The organism is Enterobacter sp. MALB-1 (genome assembly GCF_041021625.1).
GTDB classification, from domain to species: domain Bacteria; phylum Pseudomonadota; class Gammaproteobacteria; order Enterobacterales; family Enterobacteriaceae; genus Enterobacter; species Enterobacter oligotrophicus.
In genome coordinates, this window is the sequence record NZ_JBDPJL010000003.1 from 1 (window position 1) to 22,181 (window position 22,181).

Annotated in this window: 30 protein-coding genes and 5 pseudogenes; 7 read left to right on the plus strand and 28 right to left on the minus strand. The window is 57.0% G+C overall.

All coding sequences use genetic code 11. The annotated features are described in order from the left end of the window. On the minus strand, positions 1-136 hold a 136-nt coding region (locus ABGB15_RS21825), incomplete at its 3' end, for a relaxosome protein TraM (protein WP_369064394.1). A 413-nt stretch (positions 137-549) separates the two neighbouring features. Between ABGB15_RS21825 and ABGB15_RS21830 the strand changes: the two genes are divergently transcribed. Continuing rightward, a complete protein-coding gene (locus ABGB15_RS21830) occupies positions 550-1,026 on the plus strand; it encodes a transglycosylase SLT domain-containing protein (RefSeq protein WP_045911933.1) in 477 nt (158 codons plus the stop codon). A gap of 46 nt (positions 1,027-1,072) precedes the next feature. Here the strand turns inward: ABGB15_RS21830 and ABGB15_RS21835 are convergent, their stop codons facing one another. The 11 genes from ABGB15_RS21835 to ABGB15_RS21885 form a co-directional block, all read right to left on the minus strand. Continuing rightward, entirely contained in the window at positions 1,073-1,603 is a 531-nt protein-coding gene (locus ABGB15_RS21835; RefSeq protein WP_369064354.1) for an antirestriction protein, read from the minus strand. Between the two features lie 624 nt (positions 1,604-2,227). Next, positions 2,228-3,058, minus strand: coding sequence for an N-6 DNA methylase (locus tag ABGB15_RS21840; RefSeq protein ID WP_369064355.1), 831 nt, complete (start codon positions 3,056-3,058; stop codon positions 2,228-2,230). Between the two features lie 42 nt (positions 3,059-3,100). Further along, positions 3,101-3,364, minus strand: coding sequence for a hypothetical protein (locus ABGB15_RS21845; protein WP_369064356.1), 264 nt, complete (start codon positions 3,362-3,364; stop codon positions 3,101-3,103). Between the two features lie 85 nt (positions 3,365-3,449). After that, complete coding sequence (locus ABGB15_RS21850) at positions 3,450-3,794, minus strand: hypothetical protein (RefSeq protein WP_369064357.1); 345 nt, start codon at positions 3,792-3,794, stop codon at positions 3,450-3,452. Between the two features lie 43 nt (positions 3,795-3,837). Then, positions 3,838-4,125, minus strand: coding sequence for a hypothetical protein (locus tag ABGB15_RS21855; RefSeq protein ID WP_369064358.1), 288 nt, complete (start codon positions 4,123-4,125; stop codon positions 3,838-3,840). Between the two features lie 53 nt (positions 4,126-4,178). Next, on the minus strand, positions 4,179-4,553 hold the full coding sequence (locus ABGB15_RS21860; RefSeq protein WP_369064359.1) for a hypothetical protein: 375 nt from the start codon (positions 4,551-4,553) through the stop codon (positions 4,179-4,181). Positions 4,554-5,079: 526 nt separating this feature from the next. Next, on the minus strand, positions 5,080-5,403 hold the full coding sequence (locus ABGB15_RS21865; protein ID WP_369064360.1) for a theronine dehydrogenase: 324 nt from the start codon (positions 5,401-5,403) through the stop codon (positions 5,080-5,082). Beyond that, on the minus strand, positions 5,400-6,128 hold the full coding sequence (locus ABGB15_RS21870) for a plasmid SOS inhibition protein A (protein WP_369064361.1): 729 nt from the start codon (positions 6,126-6,128) through the stop codon (positions 5,400-5,402). The genes ABGB15_RS21865 and ABGB15_RS21870 overlap by 4 nt, the downstream gene beginning before the upstream one ends. Next, positions 6,125-6,556, minus strand: a complete 432-nt coding sequence (gene psiB / locus ABGB15_RS21875) for a conjugation system SOS inhibitor PsiB (protein ID WP_086551386.1) — start codon at positions 6,554-6,556, stop codon at positions 6,125-6,127. The genes ABGB15_RS21870 and psiB overlap by 4 nt, the downstream gene beginning before the upstream one ends. A gap of 49 nt (positions 6,557-6,605) precedes the next feature. Next, positions 6,606-8,615, minus strand: a complete 2,010-nt coding sequence (locus ABGB15_RS21880; protein WP_369064362.1) for a ParB/RepB/Spo0J family partition protein — start codon at positions 8,613-8,615, stop codon at positions 6,606-6,608. A 70-nt stretch (positions 8,616-8,685) separates the two neighbouring features. Next, positions 8,686-8,916, minus strand: coding sequence for a DUF905 domain-containing protein (locus ABGB15_RS21885; protein WP_059446943.1), 231 nt, complete (start codon positions 8,914-8,916; stop codon positions 8,686-8,688). A gap of 287 nt (positions 8,917-9,203) precedes the next feature. Between ABGB15_RS21885 and ABGB15_RS21890 the strand changes: the two are divergent. Beyond that, positions 9,204-9,309 (plus strand): annotated as a pseudogene (locus ABGB15_RS21890) (hypothetical protein); the annotation flags it as partial. Between the two features lie 407 nt (positions 9,310-9,716). On the opposite strand, the gene ABGB15_RS21895 reads toward ABGB15_RS21890, so the two are convergent. The 3 genes from ABGB15_RS21895 to ABGB15_RS21905 form a co-directional block, all read right to left on the minus strand. Further along, positions 9,717-10,592, minus strand: a complete 876-nt coding sequence (locus tag ABGB15_RS21895; protein ID WP_369064363.1) for a DUF4942 domain-containing protein — start codon at positions 10,590-10,592, stop codon at positions 9,717-9,719. A 49-nt stretch (positions 10,593-10,641) separates the two neighbouring features. Further along, positions 10,642-10,872: a hypothetical protein gene (locus ABGB15_RS21900; RefSeq protein WP_162475250.1), complete on the minus strand. Its 231-nt coding sequence runs from the start codon at positions 10,870-10,872 to the stop codon at positions 10,642-10,644. Between the two features lie 90 nt (positions 10,873-10,962). Next, a complete protein-coding gene (locus ABGB15_RS21905) occupies positions 10,963-11,190 on the minus strand; it encodes a hypothetical protein (protein ID WP_280030467.1) in 228 nt (75 codons plus the stop codon). Between the two features lie 272 nt (positions 11,191-11,462). Between ABGB15_RS21905 and ABGB15_RS21910 the strand changes: the two are divergent. Further along, a pseudogene (locus tag ABGB15_RS21910) lies at positions 11,463-11,678 on the plus strand (hypothetical protein); the annotation flags it as partial. A 239-nt stretch (positions 11,679-11,917) separates the two neighbouring features. Here the strand turns inward: ABGB15_RS21910 and ABGB15_RS21915 are convergent. Together ABGB15_RS21915 and ABGB15_RS21920 are read right to left on the minus strand one after the other, a co-directional pair. Then, positions 11,918-12,316 (minus strand): hypothetical protein, encoded by a 399-nt coding sequence (locus ABGB15_RS21915; RefSeq protein WP_369064364.1) that lies wholly within the window; start codon positions 12,314-12,316, stop codon positions 11,918-11,920. Between the two features lie 63 nt (positions 12,317-12,379). Further along, positions 12,380-12,811, minus strand: coding sequence for an antirestriction protein (locus ABGB15_RS21920; protein ID WP_280030464.1), 432 nt, complete (start codon positions 12,809-12,811; stop codon positions 12,380-12,382). 127 nt (positions 12,812-12,938) lie between these two features. On the opposite strand from ABGB15_RS21920, the pseudogene ABGB15_RS21925 reads away from it, so the two are divergent. Continuing rightward, a pseudogene (locus tag ABGB15_RS21925) lies at positions 12,939-13,144 on the plus strand (hypothetical protein). Positions 13,145-13,233: 89 nt separating this feature from the next. Here ABGB15_RS21925 and ABGB15_RS21930 read toward each other — a convergent pair. The 7 genes and pseudogenes from ABGB15_RS21930 to ABGB15_RS21960 all read right to left on the minus strand — a co-directional run. Beyond that, entirely contained in the window at positions 13,234-13,995 is a 762-nt protein-coding gene (locus tag ABGB15_RS21930) for a hypothetical protein (protein WP_369064365.1), read from the minus strand. A gap of 48 nt (positions 13,996-14,043) precedes the next feature. Next, positions 14,044-14,454, minus strand: a complete 411-nt coding sequence (locus ABGB15_RS21935; protein ID WP_369064366.1) for a DUF1380 family protein — start codon at positions 14,452-14,454, stop codon at positions 14,044-14,046. A gap of 45 nt (positions 14,455-14,499) precedes the next feature. Then, positions 14,500-14,721, minus strand: a complete 222-nt coding sequence (locus tag ABGB15_RS21940) for a hypothetical protein (RefSeq protein ID WP_280030461.1) — start codon at positions 14,719-14,721, stop codon at positions 14,500-14,502. Next, entirely contained in the window at positions 14,721-15,422 is a 702-nt protein-coding gene (locus ABGB15_RS21945; RefSeq protein WP_261659424.1) for a DNA methylase, read from the minus strand. Before ABGB15_RS21945 ends, ABGB15_RS21940 begins: the two co-directional genes overlap by 1 nt. Positions 15,423-15,493: 71 nt before the next feature. Further along, positions 15,494-15,615: pseudogene (locus ABGB15_RS21950) on the minus strand (hypothetical protein); the annotation flags it as partial. 194 nt (positions 15,616-15,809) lie between these two features. Then, positions 15,810-16,145 carry a hypothetical protein gene (locus tag ABGB15_RS21955; protein ID WP_369064367.1) on the minus strand — a complete coding sequence of 112 codons (336 nt, stop codon included), beginning with the start codon at positions 16,143-16,145 and terminating at the stop codon, positions 15,810-15,812. Beyond that, positions 16,142-16,375 (minus strand): annotated as a pseudogene (locus tag ABGB15_RS21960) (hypothetical protein); the annotation flags it as partial. The pseudogene ABGB15_RS21960 and the gene ABGB15_RS21955, both read right to left, overlap by 4 nt. Positions 16,376-16,890: 515 nt before the next feature. Here ABGB15_RS21960 and ABGB15_RS21965 point away from each other — a divergent pair. Genes ABGB15_RS21965 through umuC form a run of 3 tightly spaced genes read left to right on the plus strand, consistent with a single transcriptional unit; the run spans position 16,891 to position 18,868 of the window. Next, positions 16,891-17,136, plus strand: coding sequence for a DinI-like family protein (locus ABGB15_RS21965; protein WP_369064368.1), 246 nt, complete (start codon positions 16,891-16,893; stop codon positions 17,134-17,136). Further along, complete coding sequence (gene umuD, locus ABGB15_RS21970) at positions 17,136-17,582, plus strand: translesion error-prone DNA polymerase V autoproteolytic subunit (protein WP_369064369.1); 447 nt, start codon at positions 17,136-17,138, stop codon at positions 17,580-17,582. Before ABGB15_RS21965 ends, umuD begins: the two co-directional genes overlap by 1 nt. 11 nt (positions 17,583-17,593) lie before the next feature. After that, on the plus strand, positions 17,594-18,868 hold the full coding sequence (gene umuC, locus ABGB15_RS21975) for a translesion error-prone DNA polymerase V subunit UmuC (RefSeq protein WP_369064370.1): 1,275 nt from the start codon (positions 17,594-17,596) through the stop codon (positions 18,866-18,868). A gap of 179 nt (positions 18,869-19,047) precedes the next feature. Here umuC and ABGB15_RS21980 read toward each other — a convergent pair whose 3' ends face one another. The 4 genes from ABGB15_RS21980 to ABGB15_RS21995 form a co-directional block, all read right to left on the minus strand. Beyond that, positions 19,048-19,437 carry a plasmid partitioning/stability family protein gene (locus ABGB15_RS21980; RefSeq protein ID WP_127674663.1) on the minus strand — a complete coding sequence of 130 codons (390 nt, stop codon included), beginning with the start codon at positions 19,435-19,437 and terminating at the stop codon, positions 19,048-19,050. 4 nt (positions 19,438-19,441) lie between these two features. Further along, positions 19,442-20,413, minus strand: coding sequence for a plasmid segregation protein ParM domain-containing protein (gene parM / locus ABGB15_RS21985; protein WP_200925829.1), 972 nt, complete (start codon positions 20,411-20,413; stop codon positions 19,442-19,444). Between the two features lie 281 nt (positions 20,414-20,694). Beyond that, the gene (locus ABGB15_RS21990) at positions 20,695-21,096 is read right to left on the minus strand and encodes a hypothetical protein (RefSeq protein ID WP_103142656.1); all 402 of its coding nucleotides are present in this window, start codon (positions 21,094-21,096) and stop codon (positions 20,695-20,697) included. Beyond that, positions 21,096-21,728, minus strand: coding sequence for a ParA family protein (locus tag ABGB15_RS21995; protein WP_103142655.1), 633 nt, complete (start codon positions 21,726-21,728; stop codon positions 21,096-21,098). Before ABGB15_RS21995 ends, ABGB15_RS21990 begins: the two co-directional genes overlap by 1 nt. Positions 21,729-22,181: the final 453 nt, after the last annotated feature.

A 22,181-nucleotide genomic window follows, 5' to 3' on the forward strand; every position in this document is an offset into this window, starting at 1 on the left:
ATGCAATGCTTGAAAAACTTACATCTTTATCTCTCGCTCCTTCAGCGCGACGTTTTTCAGCGATTACTCTTATTTTCTCTGAAACTTCATCGCTTACATAGACCTGGACTCTGGCCATAATTTTCTCCTTATTTATATTTCCAAAACTTCTGTACAACAGAATATTTTGAAAAGCTAAAAATGCACGACTCGGCACAGACTCTCTGCCAGGAAACAGACGACTTGCATGCCGACACACACTGTAAAAATTTACGACTCGAATATAGACTCGCCGTAGTCATAACTCAATGGATTTATTAAAAATAGTCACAAATGACGCTGAGTAGAGTTTTTAACGAGTCGAATAAAACTCACTACCGAGTTGTTTACACACATTAAAATAAATTATTTCACATTACTTTTTCTCTAACTGCATGATTTAAAGAGCCAATCAGCAAAATTTTAATTTTGCGTGGGGTGTGGTGCTTTTGGTGGTGAGGAGTGCATATTAGTTGAGTCTGGGTATGGGATGGGTTAACGTATTTCCGGCATGGTGCCCGGAGGGAAGAAATGAAACGGATTGCTCTTACGTTTTTAACGCTGGCTTTTTCTGGAATGTTGAACGCTGCTGATTGTTTTGATCTGGCAGGAAGGGATTATCATATAGATCCGGATCTGCTTCGGGCAATCTCCTGGAATGAATCGAACTTCCGCACAGACGTAAAAGGCTACAATCCTGTTTCGGGTTTTGGCTCCGGACTTATGCAGGTGGACTCCCAGCACTTTAACGAACTGGCTCGTTATGGAATAAAACCGGAGCACCTTATTTCCGATCCGTGTATGAATATCTACACCGGGGCTTACTATCTTGCAATTGCATTCAAAAAGTGGGGAGTCAGCTGGCAGGCCGTGGGCGCTTATAATGCAGGTTTCAGGAAAACAGAAGAACAGGCGCAGAGAAGATATGTCTATGCCAGAAAAATTGAGGCAACATATCGGGCGATAAAGAATAATAAAAATGCAGCGCAGACTCTTGCAAAACAGTAAAAAGACCTCAACAGGAGGTCTTTTTATTCATCCAGTATTTATGTCTTCAATCAATAGCCCGATAAATTAAACCTGCTTCAGGGTGTTTTATGATACTGATGTAGTCTTTCAGTGCATCCTGACGAGCGACGAGGTGTTTACAGACTTTCGAATATTCAGGCCCCATATCTGCAACCTGCCAGGACAACCAGTTCATGATCATCAGTGTAGCAATAATTCCGGCAGCATCGGCACTGACCTCTGCTTTAAAGTAATTACCGGGAATAACCATGTTATAGCGCTGTTCACCTTCCGGTGCGATATATCCTGTTTGCGCGGTTGTGAATCTGACACAGTTCGGAGCCACGTTTCCTCCGGTGCCCTGCGGAATAATCCAGTAACGCCAGAAACCACCATCATAATCTGAATGCTGACGTAACCAGCTGGCAATCATGTTATCAGCAGAAGGCGTAAAAAAGAGCGCAGGAATAAAATCCAGACGTTCATCACCATCTGTAACAGAGTAGCGCTGGCGTTTATCAACTTTAAATTGTTCGGCTGATTCACGAGTGGCGGTTTTGACGTTTAATGTGTGCATTCTGGTTTTCTCCTCATTGGGTTATTACATCGTTCGACTTCATCACTGAGCGGCGAAGGGCAATGAGCAGCTGACAGTAAGGAAATAAAGGGGCGCGCAGCGTTTATATACCCCTTTATTTCCTTACTGGCTGATGCTAAAAGCAGCCCTCCGCGAACTGATGAAATCGGGCGACAGTCACACCAGGAGAATGCACACATCCCGTAACGGAAAATCGGCGTAAGACGAATTACCGTTACGGGCTTCAGAGTGGAGGTAATTTATTACCGCCACGGTGAAAGCGGCGCATCCATTCTGGATGCAGCAAGCGTTAATTTGAATTTGCGTCAGGATGGATGCCCGAAGGGGGAGACGGTTTACCGGCTCCGTTCACGACAGCCGTGTCCCTTCAGGGACGACGCCCGGAAAAGAAAGGATAATATCCATATCAGCGACAGAATAATAAAGACCATCGCAAGCAGGAGAATGAAGAATAGTAATCAGCTAACCAAAAGACAGGAACTTCAGACAACCTCGCGCCGGAATAAGCAGGCAGCGCGTCAGCGCAGCCTGCTTATTCTGCGCCGCAGGCGCGCGGCCTTTGATGCCACGAAAGGCAGGATAATCCTCTGCCCTTCAGGCTGGCTATGCGGCTTTATTCAGCCCGCGCAAAAATTCGCGCATGGCACTCACCCGGCGCTGATCTTCCAGGCGTTTTTCAAAGTTGTTGATATAGTACACGGGCGTATAGCGAACCCTGTTAAGCTGCATCGTCAGCGTATTGCCCGTCACCACCTCGGCAGGAATACCCAGAAGGGAAAGCTGAATAAACGCCATATCGGCCGCAACAGGATCGATATCGATGCAGCTACCGAACATATGCTCAGACGGGTTATAGCCCGCCTCCAGCAGATATTCCGCATACGCCACAATCATTCCCGCCGCACCGCTTGCCGGATCGCTGACGGTCACAAATCCCTCACGGCGTATCGTTTCGTCGACGTCCGGCATCAGCAGCCTCGCCAGCAGTGACTGAACGTGATACGGCGTGAAATACTGCCCGTTCCGGTCATCGCCCAGTTCAAGCTCCATGAAGATCGCGCCGAGAAAGTCGTGAAATTTCGCCTCCAGCGCGCAGATCATCAGGCAGAAAAGCGTATGCAGGTTGCTGATATCGCTCTCGCTGTACTTCGCGCAGATTTTGCGGCTCTGCTCAATATTCTCCGGCGTTCTTATTCGCGCCATATCCAGCTCGCTGGCGGCCAGCGTAATAAAGTCGCTGAACACCTCCCAGCGACGCAGGCTGCGGGCGGTATCCCTGAACACGCTGATAAACTGGCGGCGGGCCTGGTCGATTGTCATCATCCGGCGCGGTATCGGACGCGCGTTCACGGCGGGCAATACGGGTTTAGCGGGTGTTACTGGTGCGGCCTCTTTCGTCTGGTCAAAAAAGCGGGCAAAACTGAGTTGAGACATAGTTCCTCCTTAAATGCCGCCCCGTAAGGAGCGGCTCCTCCGTCAGCTAAATGCCCGCTTCAGTTCGAGCGTGCGTAACACCTGCCCCCACTCACCCCCGCGCATGGCAGGAATACGAACGGCGCGCCCCTTCTTCCGGCAGTGCGCTATGTGACGGCCCAGCGCCCGCATTTCGGCGCTGATGTCGTCACGGTCGATATCACTGCGTTTAATACGCACCTGTTTTTTTACGGGTGCGTTTTCCGCCTCAAGCATCTGGACATACAGGGCGGTCGGTGTAACAATTGAAACTTCACTGAATTGCATGGGTTTGTTCCTTTTGGTGAAGGCCGGATTTATCGTTGAAGGCGAATAAATCCGGCGGGATATGGCAGACGAAAGTCTGCCTTTTTCATTTCTGGCGCTGCTCTCCCTCCTTAACGCGTGCCAGGATCTCCGCGTGGTCAAGGTTGCTGTAGTCGCGCATCCTGTAATAACGGATACCGATCCGCGCGTAGATTTCGGTCACATTGCCGCAGACCATTTCCGCCAGCATGAAGGTTTCACACTCGCCGTTCTGACTGCTGCGCCAGTTCATCGGGTACATCAGCCCCAGCGCATCATGGAAGGCGTGCACGTCGATTTCGACGGGTGCGGTCAGATATGACGTTTCGCGGCTCAGCCAGTATTCGCGCTCGGCCTCACTGGTCGCGTAAATACCCGCTTCGGCGCAGGATTCGGTCAGATTTAAGTGCATGGCTTATCTCCTTCTGGTTAATGGCGGTTATGTGTCGTGGTGGTTATTCGTCGAACGTGATGCCGGAAAAATGCGCCATCAGGTGCAGCATGTCAGCAACCTCGTCGACTTTCTGCTGAATGGCTGGCGTGGCCTTCAGGATGCGCGTGACAGCAGTTCTGAGTTCGCCCATATAGCGGTTTACAGACTCGCCCAGCGCCGTTTTGTCCGTATTGCTCTGGTACTTCAACAGGGCTTTGCTGACGTGGTTTTGCAGGGTATCAAGCTCGCTGAGCGCGCTTTTCTCCCATGCGTCGAAGCTGGATGTGCTTTTCGTGTTACCGTTGCTCATGATGTTTCTCCGTTGTTGCTGGCGGCAGGGGATGCCGCCAGCCGATTAAATAATCAGTAATCTGCCGCCAGTTCGTTCATCAGATCGTCACATTCCCCCTGTGCACGTTCTTCCTCCGCCAGTGTCAGCATGTAGCCTCTTTTTGCCGCTGTGCCGATAAATACAGGACGGTCTTTCAGTGGCAGTTCTGCCAGGTAATGCACAGCCATACCCAGCAGACGGGACTCATAAATCTCGTAGTGCAGGCCACACCCCCGGTTAGCCTGAATTTCCATACGGGCCAGCACCACGTCCGCGCGAATAACATCGAACGGGTTACGGGAATGGATATTGCGCACAAAGCCATCAGTACGCAGGGACGAGGTTTTCACCCATCTTTCGGAAGATTCTTTGGTGGCGGTTTTGACGTTGACGTTCTGTGTGTTCATCCTGCTTTTCCTCCTGTCTGGTGGTTAATCCATCTCTCGGTGAGTTCCCTGGCGGCAAAGGGCAAAGGAGCAACGGCGGGGCGGCAGGAGAAGGGCGGAGACAAAAGTTTTTGCGGTCCTTCGCAAAAAGTTTTGGCGGAGTGCATTTCACCCTTCGGATGACGACACGACGGTGCTACGACAAGCCCTCCGCCCGGGGACTTAACGGGAGAGGGCTCGCCAGAAGTACGGGGAGAGGATGAACACACCCGACACGGCGGAACGGCGTGGCGTCACAGGACTGTCGGCAGTAAAACTGCCGACAGGGTGAAGGCGGCCTGACCGGAACGGTCGGAGCAAGCCGTGGTGTTGACGTTGCGTCAGGATGGACGCCCGAAGGGCGGAGACGGTTTACCGGCTCCGTTCACGACAGCCGAGTCCCGTCAGGGATGACGCCCGTAGCTTGCAGTATCGGTGATGCCTGCCAGTTCATTAACCAGACCAGCACCATTCTGGCAGCGGAGGGCACGGCATCATGATATCAGACTCATCGAGGCGACTTTCCCCGAAAATAGTCAGGCCGTGCCGTCAGTTCCCGCTCAATCAGCTCATCAGCAAACAGCGGCGCGCTCCTGTTAACACGACGCGCCAGATTCTGCCGACGCGTGGCCGCCTTTCGCTCGTCGCTCCAGCGCCTGATCGGCCGTTCACACAGAAAATCAACGCAGACGGCATATCCGCCTCCTGCCACCCACAGTGACATTACGGACTCAGGGGCGGGCTTCCCTGCCTCCACCACTTCTGACGCCAGCTCAGGTTCACCGGGACAGGGACCGGGACGCTTCCAGCGCAGCGAGTAACGCCACTTCATACCCGGCTCCGCATTGTCAGCTTGTTGGGTACCATCCAGCACTCCAGCTGCCGGACAGATCCCGGACTTTCCCTTGCCAGCGCATCCGTTTCGGCCATCACCGTCCAGAAAGGCTGACTCTCCATCGTCCAGCGCTCCATTGGCGCCAGTGACGGGAAACGCTCGCTCCAGCGCCAGAACATCTCCTCCAGGTCGTACTGGCGCAGTTCAGTCCCCGACCAGCGCGCGCTCCAGCTGCCGACCGTTTCCGGCGTATGGAATGCCAGCTCAATCTCCGCCTGCCCCGCCAGCGCCTGGTACGCCCGCTCACGCTGACACCGTTCTTTGTGCCGCTGGCGGGTGTATTTTTCATCCCGCAGGGCGTCCTGACAGCGAACCCGCTCGGTCTGCTGAAAGGCCACCTCCGGAAAGAGGTGCTGTCCGGCACCGACAGGAAGTGGAAGCCAGCAACGCGTCCCGCGACTTTCAATCAGGGCATCGATGGCACTGAGCCAGCTGTCCCTGCTGCCCCGCAGCTCCCGCGCCGTCAGCACCGGCGCAAAATGATGGATTTCCCTGATAGTGATGCGCGTGCTGCCCGTGAGTCGCCGGAAAAAGGCGCTGGCATACGGATACATCGTGGACACCGCGCCGCGCGACCGCCGGCGTTCAACCTCAGCGATAGCCTCCATCGCGGCGCGTCGCTCAGGGCTGAAGGGAACCAGTGACAGGTTTGCAGGTATCATGCCGCGCCCTCCGCTGCCAGAATACTGATGATGCTGGCCTGACTGTATCCGTCTGCATCGAGACGCGCCGTCAGGCTGACGGTGTGGCTGACAAGCTCCGGCTGGTAGCCGCTCAGGGTACGAATGACGGAGAACGGGCGGCCGCTGGCGGGCACGAACACCACCATCCACGCCGGACTGATGGCACCCGGACTGCACACGGCAATATGGTAGTTGCCGTGCGGGGGCGTAAAGCGCACCTGCACGGGGAAGAAGCCGCCGAACTCGCTGCGGTACTCGCCGTTCACATCCCAGTTTTCAGGGCAGGACAGGTCACGCATGACGGCGTGGGTCAGTTCGCGGCGGAAGTCTTCGCCGCTGTCCCGCCAGTCCTCAAACTCATCACAGGACATCGTTTTCAGTACATCAGGGGTCAGAATAGTGCGCATGGATATCTCCTTATTGCCGCCCTGTTCACACAAGGGCGGCTCTCCGTTATCAGGCGGCGTGTGCCGTGTTGGTGGTGTCGCTGTCAGTGCTGTCGGTATCGGAAACCGCGTCGTCAGCACCGGATTCAGCCGCTGGCTCTGGTCCTTTCAGCCATGCCGGAACCCAGCGGGTGTGCTGCATAAAGTGCTCCGCATGCGCTGCTGCATCGCCCTTCTTCATTTTCTGTGCGTCACCCGCCGCGCCCGTCAGCCCCGCCTCTTTCAGGGAGGCCACAATCTGCGGATGTTTCAGGCTGCCGAAGTAGTTATCCTTCGTCGGCTGCCACCAGTCGCGCAGGTGGAAGCCGATTGCCGCCTCGACAGTATCGAGTGTACTGCGGGAGGTGTGCCCCATGTCGCGGGTCTGTACCCCGTCAACGGAACAGGCCGTGCAGAAGGCCATCAGCGACATCAACACCCCGCCGTCAAGGGCAAAGAAGGTGGTGAAGTCCTTCTCCCACCCTTCCGGCAGCAGGGCTTTCAGGCGCGCTTCTTCGGCCATCAAAATGTTAAACGCTGCGCCATCCTTACCGGACGGGGCGTTCTCCGTCAGGCTGCCGTGAGACACGGTGAGGCTGATACGGAACGGATGCGCCGTGGTCAGACAGCCCGAGAAGACGCAGGTACACATGCGCCAGACCATCAGCGCCACCGCCTTTTCGGGCTGCTGCATCAGTGCCGCCTGGACTGCCAGCGTACGTTCGGAGGTCATTTTCGTGAGCAGCGGAACGCTGATCCCCTCTGCGGCGTCGGGCTGGCGCGAGGTGAACGGCACCGTTACGCTGCTGGTTTCGGTTTCTTCCGGCATATCCGCTTTCAGGCGCACCCCGCGCTGCACGTACACCTGCCCTTCGTACAGGCTGACCATCACCCCCGCGCCTGACTTCATGTCGTCAGTCCACGCGCTGACTTCTGCCGCCGCCTGAATGGCGAGGATGTCCGCTTCGATCGCATCCGACTCGTCGCAAACGCTGTCAAAGGTGTCGTACTGCTCCCGCAGCGCATCAAGACGCTGCTGCTGCTCAGGGGTGTACACCGGATCGGGTTCAACAGGCTGCACGAACTCCTTACCGTCTTCGCCGTGGTACCAGATGCGGGCTGCGCGTCCGCGCCCCCATGCCCAGCCCTCACGCTGCTGAATGTCCAGGGCGATATGCTCCAGCTTCTCCTGCACCAGACGCTCAACCAGCACGCTGTCTGCCGTGCCGTCGCCCTCGTCCTGGCTGAACAGATCTTCACGGACGTAACCCCCTGCCGCCTCGTACGCTTCGCGCCCGATAAACCGGAATTTTGCGCTGTCGGTGCGCATTTCGGTTTCGGTAATGGCACGTTTAATCAGGTGTGCGGGCGCGTTCGACCAGCTGGCCTTCACGCTTTCGAATACCTCAACCTGACGGGCAGGATCGTCCTCGAGACAGAGCGCCTGACACTGCTCAACGGTCAGTTCGTCCTGCGCGAGCTTCTCCAACAGGGACGGGGCGAGGTTTGCCAGCTTCAGCATGCGCTGCACGTGGCGGGAGCCGAAGCCGAGGGCGTCGCCAGTCTGCGCGGGAGTTTTGCCCTGTTCTGCTAATGTGCGGAAACCTGCGATTTGCTCGGCGGGATGCATGGCGGCGCGCTGCTCGTTCTCAGCGATGGAGGCAAGGGCCGCAATGTCGTCTGAGACGCGTTTCACCATGACGGTATGATCGGCCGCAAGTCGGTCTTCCTGCGCCAGCAGATTAAGAGCGGTCAGTCGGCGGCCACCTGCGGCCACGCCGGATTGTCCGTCCGCGAGGGTGTGAACAATCAGGTTCTGCAGCAGCCCGAGCGCCTCGATGGAGTCAGCCAGACCGCGAACGCTGTCCACGGAATACGGAATGGTGCGCACGTTCAGCGGGGATTTAACGAGACTGGACAGCGGAACATACTCGATGGCAGCGGCCTCAAGGGCGGCTTTCAGGGCTTCCTCCTGCGCCTTCGTGATTTTTTTGCTGCTCGCTTTTTTGGGTGCTTTTGCTTTAACATCGGTTACTGACATAGTTAATACCTCACTGATTGATGATTGTCCGGCCCTGCGGAGTTGCCCACTCCGGCAGGGCACCTCTTTCTTACTGCGGCTTGCGGATACCGTAATCCGCGATATAACGGTTGAGCCAGTACGTGCCGCCCGGCTCAAAGTTCCACGTGCGCCAGACCATTTCACCGTCCTTACGGACAACCAGGCGAAAATGCGAACCCTGATCGTCCTCTATTGCCACGTTGGTGTACTGCGCCGCAACGGCCTCAGCCTGTTCGCGGGTAAAGGTGTCGTCGGGTAAAACCGCCAGCGCCTCGCTCATGTTGCTCCTCCTTCTGAACCTGTTTTGCTTTTAAAAAACCGTCACCCGTTGAGTTTCGGGAGCCGCGGTGTTGACGTTTTGCGGGAACCTGCTGTTTTGTTCCCCGTGGTATGACCTTCACCCGTTTGAGAACCTTCGCCGCGAGGGCGTAAACCAGCGCGGGCGATGGCGGCTGTCCGGGGCGCGGTTTACCGCGTGCCATTTACCCTGGACAGCCGACAGCGACTGTGCTTGTCTCAGCCCCGGCGACAGGGACTGAAACGGGTGATAAGGCAGCGGAAGTGGACATGAGCAGGGACCCGCCGCAACGTCGGGGCGCGGCACGCGAAACGGCGTTGCCCCTTACGCCCCGGCGTCAGTTTGCCGGGGTGCATAAAGCGCAGGTCACGGCGCGTAAAAAGGGCGGCGTATCCGCCTGCGGATACTGCACGCCTGCCGTTGACGTCAGACTTCAGACTTCAGACACTAGCCGGATGGCCCGAAACCGCTCTGCGGGTTCGGCGGAGCTTACCGCATCTTTTCGCGGTTAGCGGAGTGTGGCTCGACGACTGGACGCGCAGCGGCCGGGAGCCGAAGGAGTCGCCGTGCCGGGCACGTCAGAAAGATAATGTGTAAGAGAGAAAGCAGCAGAAAGCTGCATCTGTTAAACAGGCAAACTCAAATGCAGCACTGAAAACCAGGACAGCGCCCCTCAACGCGTGGCCGAGGCGGCGCGACAGCGCAGCCCTGCCACCGCGCCGCAGGCAGGTTTTCAGCGGGCGTTCAGGCAGTGACGGGGGAACACGCCCCCCGCCAGAGCATCAGACTTTCGGCGGCAGCGCCCCCGGATAGTGCCGGGCGATGATATCGTTCACCTTCTCCACCAGGTCAGGCCGCGTAAAGGTGATATGCGCGGAGCCTTTTTTGTATGCCCGTACGGTGAAATATTCGCAGGTAAACACGTCCCCAACGCTGTTCGCCCCGCCCCGACTGATAAACTCGCTCAGCCCGGCCCCCTCCGACACGCGAAAATCCGGTACGTTCTTTCCGTCCAGAATCCAGAACGGGCGGGCAAGATCGTTGATCCGGCTCTGCGCATACGTGCGCACGGAAAAGTACAGTCCGCGATGGTTGTCCAGGACACCATCAATGATGATGCGTTTTCCCAGCAGGCACGGAGTGTTGGTTTTGTAGTCCCATGACAGATTGCGGAATACGTCGATAACGCCCTGCTCAAACGTCGCCCCTTTACTGGCATTCAGCGCCCGGAACGTGGCGATCACATTGTCCGGGGTGATTTCGGGGCAGTCGTCGCTGTAGAGCTGCGTGTCCCACTGCTTGCGCTGCGCCTCGCTCATCAGCGTGAACATGCCCGTTTCATTCATCAGCCGCGTCCAGATTTCCCGGTCGGCAATGCGGCAGATACGCCGGCGAATGGCGGCGTTTCGTTGTTCGCTGCGGTCGCTGCACAGGCTGCTTTCGACGATCTGCGATAACCCGGCAAACCAGCTTCGCCCGGAAGCCTCCGCCAGCGTGGTCTGTGCTTCGCGTATCAGGGCAACCCCCTCCAGAAACGCCGTCACGCCGCGGTTACGCTGCGCGACAATACGCTCAACGGGGACGGACGGGATGATGTCGCCCGCGTTGCCGTGGGTCTGAACGTCTGCGCTGAGTGCCCGTGTGGTGGTCTGTGTCATATCAGTCTCCTTCCGGCTGTTGCCGCCCCTCGCGGAGCGGCTCACCTCATCAGTTAAATGCGCGCGTCAGTTCCAGCGTGCGGAGCACCTGCCCGAAGGCAGCATTTTTCATCGCGGGGATGTGAACGCCGCGCCCCTTGCGCAGGCTGCGGGCGATATGCCGCCCGAATGCCTTTAAGGCCGGATCGATATCCGGCGCAGAAATATCTGCGCGGGGGATGCGCGCGTGGCGGCGGGGCTTTACAGCCTCAGCGGAAGGTGAAACAATACTTACCGTCATTAAGTTAACTCCTTGTGGTAGTTAATGGAGCCGTAAAACCGTTACAGCGGCGTTTACGGCGTGGAGAAAGCAGGGTTTTCCCTGCTTTTTTCATTTCTGCGACACGCTTTCTGCTTCTTTTGCCTCCTTATTCAGTTTGTCGGTAATGTCTTCGGGGTCGCCCAAAAGCCAGCCGCTGACGGGTCTGTAGCGCTCGATAAACGCCCTGACAGCCCCTTTCCCCGTGGTGGCCCGTACGCGGGTAAACATGGGCAAAACGCCCTTTTCATCCCGTCCGGTAAACGTAATCTGATACGTCCGCATTGCCTGAGCCTGCATCGTCTTTCCTCCTGGTTGTTAAAGAACATCACCCGTTGAGTTTCGGGAGCCGCGGTGTTGACGTTTCGCGGGAACCTGCTGCTGTGTTCCCGGAGGTCATGCCATCACCCGTTTGAGAACCTTCGCCGCAGGGGCGTAAACCAGCGCGGACGATGGCAGCTGTCCGGGGCGCGGTTTACCGCGTGCCATTTACCCTGGACAGCTGACAGCGGCTGTGCTTGTCTCAGCCCCGGCGACAGGGACGTAAACGGGTGAACGGCGCCGGGGTGGACATGAGCAGGGTTCCGCCGCAGCGGCGGGGCGCGGCACGCGAAACGGCGGTGCCCCTTACGCCCCGGCGTCAGTGTGCCGGGGTGCATAAAGCGCAGGTCACGGCGCGACAGGGCGGCGCAGCCGGAACGGCTGCTGCAAGCCAGCCCCTCGCGTCATGGGATGGAAGCCCGTCAGGGCGGAGACGGTTTACCGGCTCCGTTCACGACAGCCCGCCCGGACGCCCGTGGTGCCGGCATGGGTATCCCCGTTCAACACCACCGCAGGAAGAACATCCGCCGTACCACGCAGTCCGTCATCGTCACACCCGAAAGGCCAGTGAAACGGTGCTCCCGTACGCCGGCGGGCGGCGCGTCAGCGCGGCCGCTGGCGGCAGGCCCGTGGCCTGCGGAAGGGGTTTTCGCGCGCGAACAGGCGGCGGCGGAATAACACCGCCCGCACGGGGCGGTGCAAGGGGTTACGCAGAGGGGGAACCGAGCACCAGTTGCAGCGTTTCCACTGCGGCGCAGGCCTCACCCGATATGTCATCGACGTGGCTCATTCCCCTTTCTATCAGCGGCAGCAGTAAGCGAAGTTCGTTTTCAGGAATGGCTATCTGACGCGGCGCGCGCTCTGCGACAATCTGACGCAGTTCTCCCGAAACAAAGTCCTGGCCGATGCCGTAGCGATACATGATGTCGCAGTCAGCCTCCCCGATAGCCTGAAGCACTCGCGCCGTTTCTGCGATGGTGGGGTTGTATTCCGCGCCGGCCTCGCGCACGTCTTCCGCAGTCCAGGTGATAACGGCGATTTTTTCGTTGTTTTCGTGCGTTTTCAGCAGCGCAATGCAGATTTCACTCACGGTTCCGTACATCATTTATGCTCTCCGGTTAATTTGTTGTTGTCGCAAGAAGGCGGGGCGCATCGCGCCCCGTCGGCATCAGTCAAGGGCGCGATAAATGGCGCGGCTTTCGCGGTGGGTGGCCACAATGCTCATGAGCTGCTCATAGCGGCGGATGTAGTGGCGACAGGCGTCCCGCTCGTCGTGGTGGTCGTGCATCCAGCTCCGGTGATTAAGTACCAGCGCGGTGACGACAATCCCCGCCGCGTCGCCCGACATTTCCCCCTCAAAGCCGTTATCGGGGTTAAATACCGTCACGCGGTCTTCATCGGGGGCAAGATAGCCCGCCCCCTGCGGGAGGGTGTTAAACGTCCACTCGCCGCCGTCATAGTCACGAATGTATTTTGCGGCATAGGCGTAAATACAGGCTTCGGCGGTCAGGTAGTCCGCGCCAAACAGGACTGGCAGGAAGGAAAAGCGCGCCTCGCGGGCGACGGGGGAAACGGTCGGGCAGGTGTGCGTGCGTAACATTGTGAGCCTCCGGTTTTACATGAGATGCGACACCGGGCGGTGCCGTGACTCCATAACAGACGGGCGGTCAGTCACGAATGCAGGGGCGCAAGGGAAGCCGCAGCCTGACGCACGCGGCGGACGGGAGTTGCAGGGTGAGGCCGCGAAACCTGAGCGGGCGAACAGCCGGAAAATCACGGCTGACGGGAAGGAAGGACCGGGTGACCGCCGCGTTCACTTTACCCTTGCATTCGTGACAGCCCGGCTAAGATGGAGTCACGGCACAGCCCGCACGCGCACGGTGCAGGCAGAGGGCGTTTATCACCACAAGGCCCGACGCGGCGGGCCGGGTGACGCGGAGCCGCCCGGCGACATCCTTAGTGGATGTTGTCATCCCGCGCCGGTGAATGCGGGGAAGGTTTTTCCCTCCCCTTCTTTTAAGCTTACTGCGCGAGCATCGCCCGGGCCTCGCTCATGACCTCACGCAGGACGCGGCGATCAAGCCAGCGGCGTGCGGGGTCGCCGGGGAAACGCAGCACGTCTGTGATAACGCCTGCGGCCTTAATATCTTCTTCCCGCTCGTTAACCACGGTGAGCAGCACAGGGCAGAACTGCGCCCCGCGCACCAGAACCGCGTCAAGGACGGCATCCACCTGTTCCGCGTCGTCCTCATCGAGCCAGTTTTCGTGGTCGTACTCGTCGGCGAGAATGCGCCAGTCACCGAAGCGCCTGTCCATCAGTCGCGGCGTGGCGGAGGGTTTGAGCGCGGCGGCGAGGCGGCGGGCGTCCTCCCGGACGATGTTGCAAATCGCATCAATGCTGCCTCTGAGGAAGGCCAGCAGGTCGTCACATTCCGCCGCGGTCAGCCATTCCTGCGCAAACGGCAGGTGAATCGTCATGGCATCGGCCAGGCGTTCCGGGTGTGTATCGCGTTTCGCGGAGTACAGATACAGCCGGGCAGGTGTTCCCGTCAGTCGCCGGGCGCTGGCGGTCAGCAGCGCCGCCCGGCCATACGTCAGCGGCTGGCAAAGATGCGTGACCAGCGCCAGAATTTGCGCGGCATCGAGGGAGCCGCAGGCGACAAGCCAGCCGGGCATCTGTTCGGGCGCGACGGGCATCATATCCACGCAGGGCGGCCAGCCCGCATCCTGTAGCATCCGGTCGCCGTGGCGCAGTATCAGCGCGTTCAGGGTGTCATTTCTCATTGTTCTGCTCCTTCGGATAGCGCCCCGCCATTCAGCGGGGCGAACGGGTTAGGCGGCGATTTCGTTTTCCAGCCAGGCAATATCTTTCTGAGCGTCGGCAACGCTCGGGTAGTGCTTTTGCACAAGGGGCCACGCCTGCGCGTCTTCCCCGCTGACAGCCCTTGCGGCAATATCCGTGATACGCGCCAGCGTATCGGCGGGGACGCTCACGCGCGGGGTATCGCCCTGAATCCCGGCATACAGCGCCTGAACGGTGCGGAACGACACGCCGTCTTCGGTATGCTCTCCCGTTCCCGCGCGGCCGATAAGCTCAAGCACGGCTTCGGCTTCGGCCTCCGTCATATTCTCCGCCTGCGCCATCACGTCCTGCTTCGTCCAGACCAGCAGGGCAATGCGCTCTTCGTTGCCAAACATGCGTTTCAGCTTTTTGTTCAGCTCTTTACGGGTTCCGTACAGCATGATTTGTTCTCCACTTTGCTGTGGGGCGGCCTCGCCGCCCGGGGTTCAGTCTCTGAATGATTCGTCAAGCAACAGGGCGATATTGAAAGCCTCGTCCATCAGGACGCTGATACGGCGCAGGCTTACGCCAGCCAGACGCTCCGGCAGCCCGTCATGCCGGTAGTGGTATTTCTCTTCCAGCACGTTCAGGGTGGCTTTCAGGTCGCACATACTGTTCGCCAGCCCGGCGATATCGCGCCGCAGCCCTTCGTGTCCGTCGTAGTTCATCAGGCGGCCTCCGGCAGCCAGTCGTCGTTCGCTGCCGGGGTGTTCACGGCGCGGCGCATCGCGGCCAGCCGTTCGGTGCCGGCCCGGTGGTACTGTTCCAGCATTTCAATGCCGATGTAGCGGCGTCCGGCGCGGTATGCGGCGACGCAGGTCGAGCCGCTGCCGGCAAAGGGGTCGAGCACAATCGCGCCGGGGGCGCTGAATGACTCAATCAGCGGCTGGAGCGCCTCCACCGGCTTCTGGGTCGGGTGAAGCGGGTTGCCCGTGTACGGGAAAGGCAGCACGTCCGGCAGCGGTTTTTCAGGCGGCGTCGGTCGCCCCTTGGCAAGCACGTACGCCCCTTCATGGCGGTAATCCACAAATCCGCGACGGCCCTTCGCGCTGCGGCGGTTGGAGGCATAGGTTTTGGTAAAAACAATCTGGCCGACAGCGTAGAATCCCGCCGCTTTCCACGCGGCCATAAAGCGGTCCACGCGGTTCCAGCCGTAGAAGCTGACCATCAGGGCGTCTTTTTTGAGCACGCGGTACATCTCAAGGGTGGCTGGCTCCAGCCATTCATCGGTGACGTCGCCGGCAATCTGGCGGCCTGAACGGTCCTTAAAGCCGACAAGGTACGGCGGATCGGTCACAATAAGGTCAACGGCGCGGTCGGGAAATCCGCGCATCACGTCAGTACAGTCCCCGAGAATGAATCTGGACATGGCAGCACTCCTGTAGTCAGAGGGGGCAGGAGGCATCACCGCGATACCGTTCCCTGCCGCACGCTGCCTGTTCATCGCGTCCGGTCACGGGTCAGGCCGACCGTGGAATACCGCAGCCGCCAGGCTTTTATGGCGGCAAGGATATGCCGCGAAAGCGGCTTGAAGGGCGTTCCTTAAAGGGCGAGGGGCTGGCGCAAAATACCGGCGGCGCCGGGCCTGAGCGGAAAAGCCGCCCGTCCCGTATCAGGCCGGACGCGAGACACTGGCAGCGGGTGGCAGGTTCATTCCCCCGCGCCGCGCGGCGGTCGCGGAAGAAAAGCGGAGCCGGTGAGGGCGACGGCTGAAACAGGGAGAAAAAACCGGGCTGCACGCCCGGTCAGGAAGGCGTCAGCGGGTGATATCCCGCCAGTCATTACCGTAATCATCGCAGAGGACGGGCGTATCCGTCACGCCGGTTACTGCCCACGTATCCAGAAACTTCAGCCCGCGCAGGATACTGCTCTCCACGTCATCGAGCAGGATGATGCTGTTAAACCAGACCACGCCATCCGGATATTGCCAGCGGTGACGGTCATCCTCGCGCAGCAGACTGTCCCACCACGTCCGGCCCATCTGTATCGCGCCCGATTCAGCCTGCGCCAGGCCGGTTGCTGATATCATGTGATGCACCATCATTTCCACGCCGCTGATTTCAACGGCAAAGCCGACCAGCCAGGTATTCATACACGTTTTACCTCATCAATCGCCGCCTGCAGGTGGCTCCAGTTAAATCCGTCATTCGCATCATGGCTGTCCTGCGCCCGCTCCATCGCTGCATCGATGTCGCCGTCCGTGAGCGAGCCGTCCAGTGAGAGAAAATCATCGGCCAGCCAGAACGTGCCGCAGCACAGCGCGTCGTCGGGGTAGTGCGACAGCCTGTTTATAAAAGCTTTCACGGTCATGCGTTTTTTCATCTGTTTTTCGGGCAATGGCTCGCCCGCCTCCTCAACAGTCAGCGTGAGCAGGAGGCATCACCGCGATACCGTTCCCTGCCGCACGCTGCCCGTACGCCGCGAAAGCCGACGGGTCAGGCCGACCGTGGAATACCGCAGCCGTCAGCTTTTATGGCGGCAAGGCTATGCCGCGAAAGCGGCTTGAAGGGCGTTCCTCAGCGGAGCGAGGGCGTGGTGAAAAATACCCACGGCACCGGGCCTGAGCGGTAAACCGCCCGTCCCGTGAAAGGCGGACGCGGCACCCTGGCAGCGTGCCGATGACCGCATTATCCACAGACAGGGTGGAAAACCAGCCGGCAACCCTGTGGATAACAATGAGGGATCGGCTCAAAGCCGCAAAGGACAGGCGGTGGGGTTCTGCCGGATCGATACGGTTAAAATCCAGGCAAACAGACCTCTGTCACAGATTGACAAAAAGGGCGGCTGCGCATATCTTTACTGTATATTCGTACAGTAAAGATATGCGAGAGAATATCATGCTACAGGTTTCAGTACGTTTTTCTCCGGAACAGGTAAAGGCCATGCCCGCCGGGGCATTTGCCGCTCTGCAGCAGGAAATTGAGCGACGCCTGACGCCGCATTACCCGTCACTGTGGCTCAACGTCAGCAAGGGATCACAGAGCAGCCTCGATGTCAGCGGCGCCCGAAATGACCGGGAGAAGGCTGACGTCATGGAAGCGCTGGAGGCTATCTGGCTCGACGACAGCTGGCTGCCTCTGTAATGCGTACAGAGCCTCACTTCTCACCGACCGTGCTGCAGGTGCATCCGCAGACACCAGCCCGGCTGGCCATTCCCCTTTTTTCCGAGGCGTGTCCGGCCGGCTTTCCAAGCCCGGCAGGGGATTACGTTGAGCAGGAGCTTGACCTTAACACCCTGTGTATCCGGCACCCTTCCGCCACCTACTTTCTGCGCGCCAGCGGAGAAAGCATGCGCGATATCGGGCTGCACGACGGTGATATCCTGATTGTCGACCGCGCCGAAACCGCACAGGAAGGGGATATCGTTATCGCGGAAATGGACGGGGGGTTTACCGTCAAACGTCTGAGGCTGCGACCCCGCCCGGCGCTTGAGCCAATGAACCCGGATTACCCGACGCTGTACCCGGAAACCCTCACCCTGTTCGGGGTGGTGACGCACTTCATCCACCGGACCCGGGCGCGCCTTTAAAAGGGGGAACGATGTTTGCCCTGGCTGATGTTAACAGTTTCTACGCCTCCTGTGAGAAGGTGTTCCGCCCCGACCTTAAAGACCGCCCGGTCATTGTGCTCAGCAACAATGACGGATGCGTCATCGCGCGCCGCGCCGAGGCAAAAGCCCTCAATATCCCGATGGGGGAGCCCTGGTTTAAGCTGAAGGCCACGGCTGAGAAGTCAGGCGTGGTGGTGTTCTCCAGCAATTATTCCCTGTACCACTCGATGTCGGAGAGGGTTATGCGCTGCCTCGAGGCCCTCTCCCCCCGCGTGGAGCAGTACAGCATCGACGAGATGTTTCTCGACGTCGCCGGCATCGACAGCTGCGTGACGTTTGAGGACTTCGGTCGTCAGCTGCGCGAATATGTTCACCGCCATACGGCCCTGACCATCGGCGTCGGCATGGGGCCGACCAAAACGCTGGCCAAAAGCGCGCAGTGGGCGTCAAAGCAGTGGCGCCAGTTCGGTGGCGTACTGGCCATCACCCCGGATAATCCACGCCGGACAGCAAAACTGCTCGCCTTGCAGCCAGTGGAAGAAGTCTGGGGCGTGGGCAGAAAATTATCAGGTAAGCTGAACATAATGGGGATAAGCACCGCGCTGCAGCTGGCGCAGACAAGCCCGTCATTCATCCGGAAGCATTTCAGCGTGGTGCTGGAGAGGACGGTCAGGGAGCTTCAGGGCGAAAGCTGCATCAGCTTGGAAGAAGCGCCTCCGACGAAACAGCAGATTGTCTGCAGCCGGAGCTTTGGCGAACGTGTTTCGGACTTCTTCGCGCTGCGTGAGGCCGTCTGCAGCTATGCAGAACGGGCGGCTGAGAAGCTGCGCGGCGAGCGGCAGTTCTGTCGGCATATCGGGGTGTTTGTGAAAACCTCACCGTTTGCCGCGAACGAGCCGTATTACAGCAATATGGCGAGCGAAAGCCTGGTGGTACCGACGAAGGATACCCGGGATATCATCGCCGCCGCCGTGCGGGCGCTGAACCGTATCTGGGTTCCGGGTCATCGTTATGCCAAAGCAGGCGTGATGCTGAACGACTTCACGCCAGTGGGCGTTACGCAACTGAGCCTGTTCGATGACGCACGGCCACGGGAAAACAGCGAAGCCCTGATGAAAGTCGTGGACGGTATTAACCATTCAGGGCTGGGGAAAGTGTGGTTTGCGGGACGAGGTATCACGCCTGACTGGCAAATGAAAAGAGAAATGCTTTCCCCAGCATATACTACACGCTGGGGTGACATCCCCGTCGCCAGGATCAGCTGAACAATACTTTCGAGAAAGATCCAGTAGTGGCCTGGTTTAAAGGGCACGGCATAGTGAAAGAATGTGACGATTCCCCGCCGTAAGCGGCGAGGCTTTACCCGGTGTGCCGTAAAGCCCCGTCCTTCAGGGCGGGGATCAGTCAAAGCGCATATGCTAAATACAATGCGATAGTTTAAGAGTCAGAATAGTTTTTTCATTTTTAACCGGGCCTCTTCCATCCTTAGTTGCTCATCATCTTTGACGCTCTCTGGCACAGTTACTGGTGTAAACTGCCCTACTCCGAGTACCTCCAGAACATCCCGGATTCTTGCCTGAGATGGTTTCCATCCTGTTGTCTGGCTGAGTAAACCAACCAAACTTTCCGCAGTGAAATGGCTATCAAGCATCAGTGAAAGCAAACCAGGAAGTCGCGGATCAAGCTTATGAAGGGCTAATCCAGAGATAAGCGCTCTCCGATACAGTTCCCCTCTTTCATTCCGCGGCACAGAGTCGATAATATCCAGGGACGTTTTGTCTGCCACCTGGTCCGGATGAAGATAAACTGTAAACTTCTTCCGTTCCTCGCTCACAATTCTACTCCCCTTTAAATGCCGCAATGGATTCCACAAGGGATGTTTGAGGAGAGTCCATCATTACAACTTTTGAGCCCAGGTGATGCCATGCAGTTTTAACAGCATCCTCTATCAGTGGCGCGCCACCCCCAACGATATATACCCGGTTCACATCCCGGAAGCCTGCCAGGTCATCGACAACCTGTGCGCTCAAAGTAGCGATTGCGCTCTCGATTGTGTCCAGCACTAATGCCGTCTTGTTTTCATCATTTATGACCTGACGGACAAAGTCAGGGTTATTGCGCTGTTTGATGAGTTCATCAGCAACCATTGCACTTGTGTTGCTGGACGCCATTTTTAAAGCCGTGAGTGCAGCATTCGTTACCAGCGATACGCCAATATCAGAGTTACCATGTATTGCGCTGACAGAGTCGAATTGACCAACGATAACACCAACGTCAAGAGTCGTGCCGCCGAGGTCGATCACCAGAGACTTTTCATACTGGCCGACATTGTCTTTTACCAAACGCGCAAATACAGCAGGCAGAGACTCTGGCATAACTTCAACGTGTTCAATAGTAAACACCTCGCCCTTGTTCAACTTTACCTTGCGCATCAAATTGGCAATCTTACGTTGTATGTTCAGCTCGTTCTTCTGACACTCTTTCGTATAGTACTCACTTATAGGGAGAGTTACTGTCAGAGATACCGTCTGCGGCTTCAAACCACTATTAAGGAGAGCATGGTGGACAGCCAGGACGTTTAGGTCGGTATATTGATACTCAATATGAGTAGTACGGATGGATTCATTGCTAACTTCGTCATATGTGTACTTCTTGCCGTCTAACTCATAGTTAAAGGTCTGTCGCATCCCCATCCCCTCAACCTTCCAGCCAGTTCTAAAAGAGTTAGATGACAAAGACATATGCAATTTATCGTTATCATACCAGGCAAGTTTTACGGCTGTTGAACCATCATCACAGAAAATATTCATACCATCTCCATTGACACTCAGACTGAGTAACTCACTCAATCGAATTTTTGAATTTTCCCGCCCGAAGGCTCCCAAACAAGAGTTAATACTCAATTTGAGACTTACGGATCTGCTAGTTAATACTCAGTTTGGGCATCATACTACTTTTACCGAAAGTAATCTATCAGATAGATTGCAGTTATCTTGCTGCAATACAGGAAAGTATATAGCAACAAGATATAAGACAGATTGCAGCAAGATTAACAAGAAAAAAAATAGCAGCAATCTTGCCGCTATCAGATTCAGTAACCTTTCATCTGCTTGTAGGCTGCCAGAGCGTTTTCAAGCACTTCAACCAGTTTTATACCTTCATGTTCCGCTATATCGCGAATCTCGTTGTCGAATTCAGGAGTTACCCTGGTCGCAAACGCAATAATCCGGTTAGTCTTTCTTGCTGAACGACCGTCACGGCGTACATACGACATACTTTGCTTTAGAGCAGGCGAACTTTGCTCATCAGCACCTTGAGGCGCAGACATTGAGGGAACGGTTATGTTCCTCGGTATTGACTCGGGGGCAACATCTGCGGTTTCAGCTGCTGGAGCTATTTCCGGCGAATTCAGACTGGTAGCAACTTCGTCCGGCCCTGGAGGAGCCCCCAAACTATTTCGCGATCTCTTTTTGAGTTTTGATGCATCAGCCATTACTCTTCTCCAATTTTATCGATCAGGGCCTGGATAAGCTCGTCGGCTCTTTCGTTCAGTCCCTTGTAGCGTGTTTCAGTCACAGCTAAACCAGAATTCATGGCCTTTCTGTAAGCCGGTTTCTCGAATAAACAACCAGCAAGCGTTTCATAGCCAGCCTCGCTAATATAAGCACGAGCATCAGCTTCTTCAGCCTCAGTTCCGACTCTGCTTAATGAAAAAACCAGCCTGGATCGCGGAATTCCATCTTTTACCAGTGCGTTAAAGACCTTGATTGCAGGGATTAGGTCATCAAGTGAAGCTCCAGTCGGCTGAACTACGAGATCGGCCACCTTAGCGATTTCTAGAGTCCCCTTACTGGCACGTGCAGGTCCGTCTAAGATCAGGAGTTCTGCATCGCCAGTTGAATCTATAGCTTGTTTTGCTGTAGCGAATAACTCGACAGAGGCAGCAGGGGGCAAACCAGCTGCTAAGCGCCGACGATGCCAATCAGAGCTCGTTCCTTGCTCAAGGTCGAGATCTGCGAGTTTTGTTTTGATACCACAGGAAGTAGCTTCTCGAGCCAGTGCCCTTGACTCTGTGCTCTTACCGACGCCACCTTTCTGCGATATAAATCCAACTATCCAGGCCATAAAGTCCCCTTATCTAGCTGCAAGATTGCAGCATATAATATATAAAGTCTGCATTTGAAGACTTGTTTCTGAGCACCAACCTAGCATCTTGCAGCTAGATTGCAATAGAAAAATCATGCTGCAAGATTGCTGATGGCTAATGACTAGATTCTCAGCATCGCCACCGGTGGAAATGATTACGATGGGGCAAAATGATGGGTAGTCTCAGAAGCATAACAGACTGGACAGTCCGGTAATTCTGTCTAGTTCACTCAGTGCCTCGCTCCGCGAGACGTCAACCCTACACCTGGAATGTACAAAAAAATGGTATCGATAGTGGACATTTCGGCACTATCGGAAAAAGTGTCCAGAAAATATTTCTGGTGATCGTATTTATTTTATTGACCTGTATCCGAAACCCTTCGTCTGTTCAGAGCTTGCATCTGAGCAGACGAAGGGTTGGACAAGCCTGGT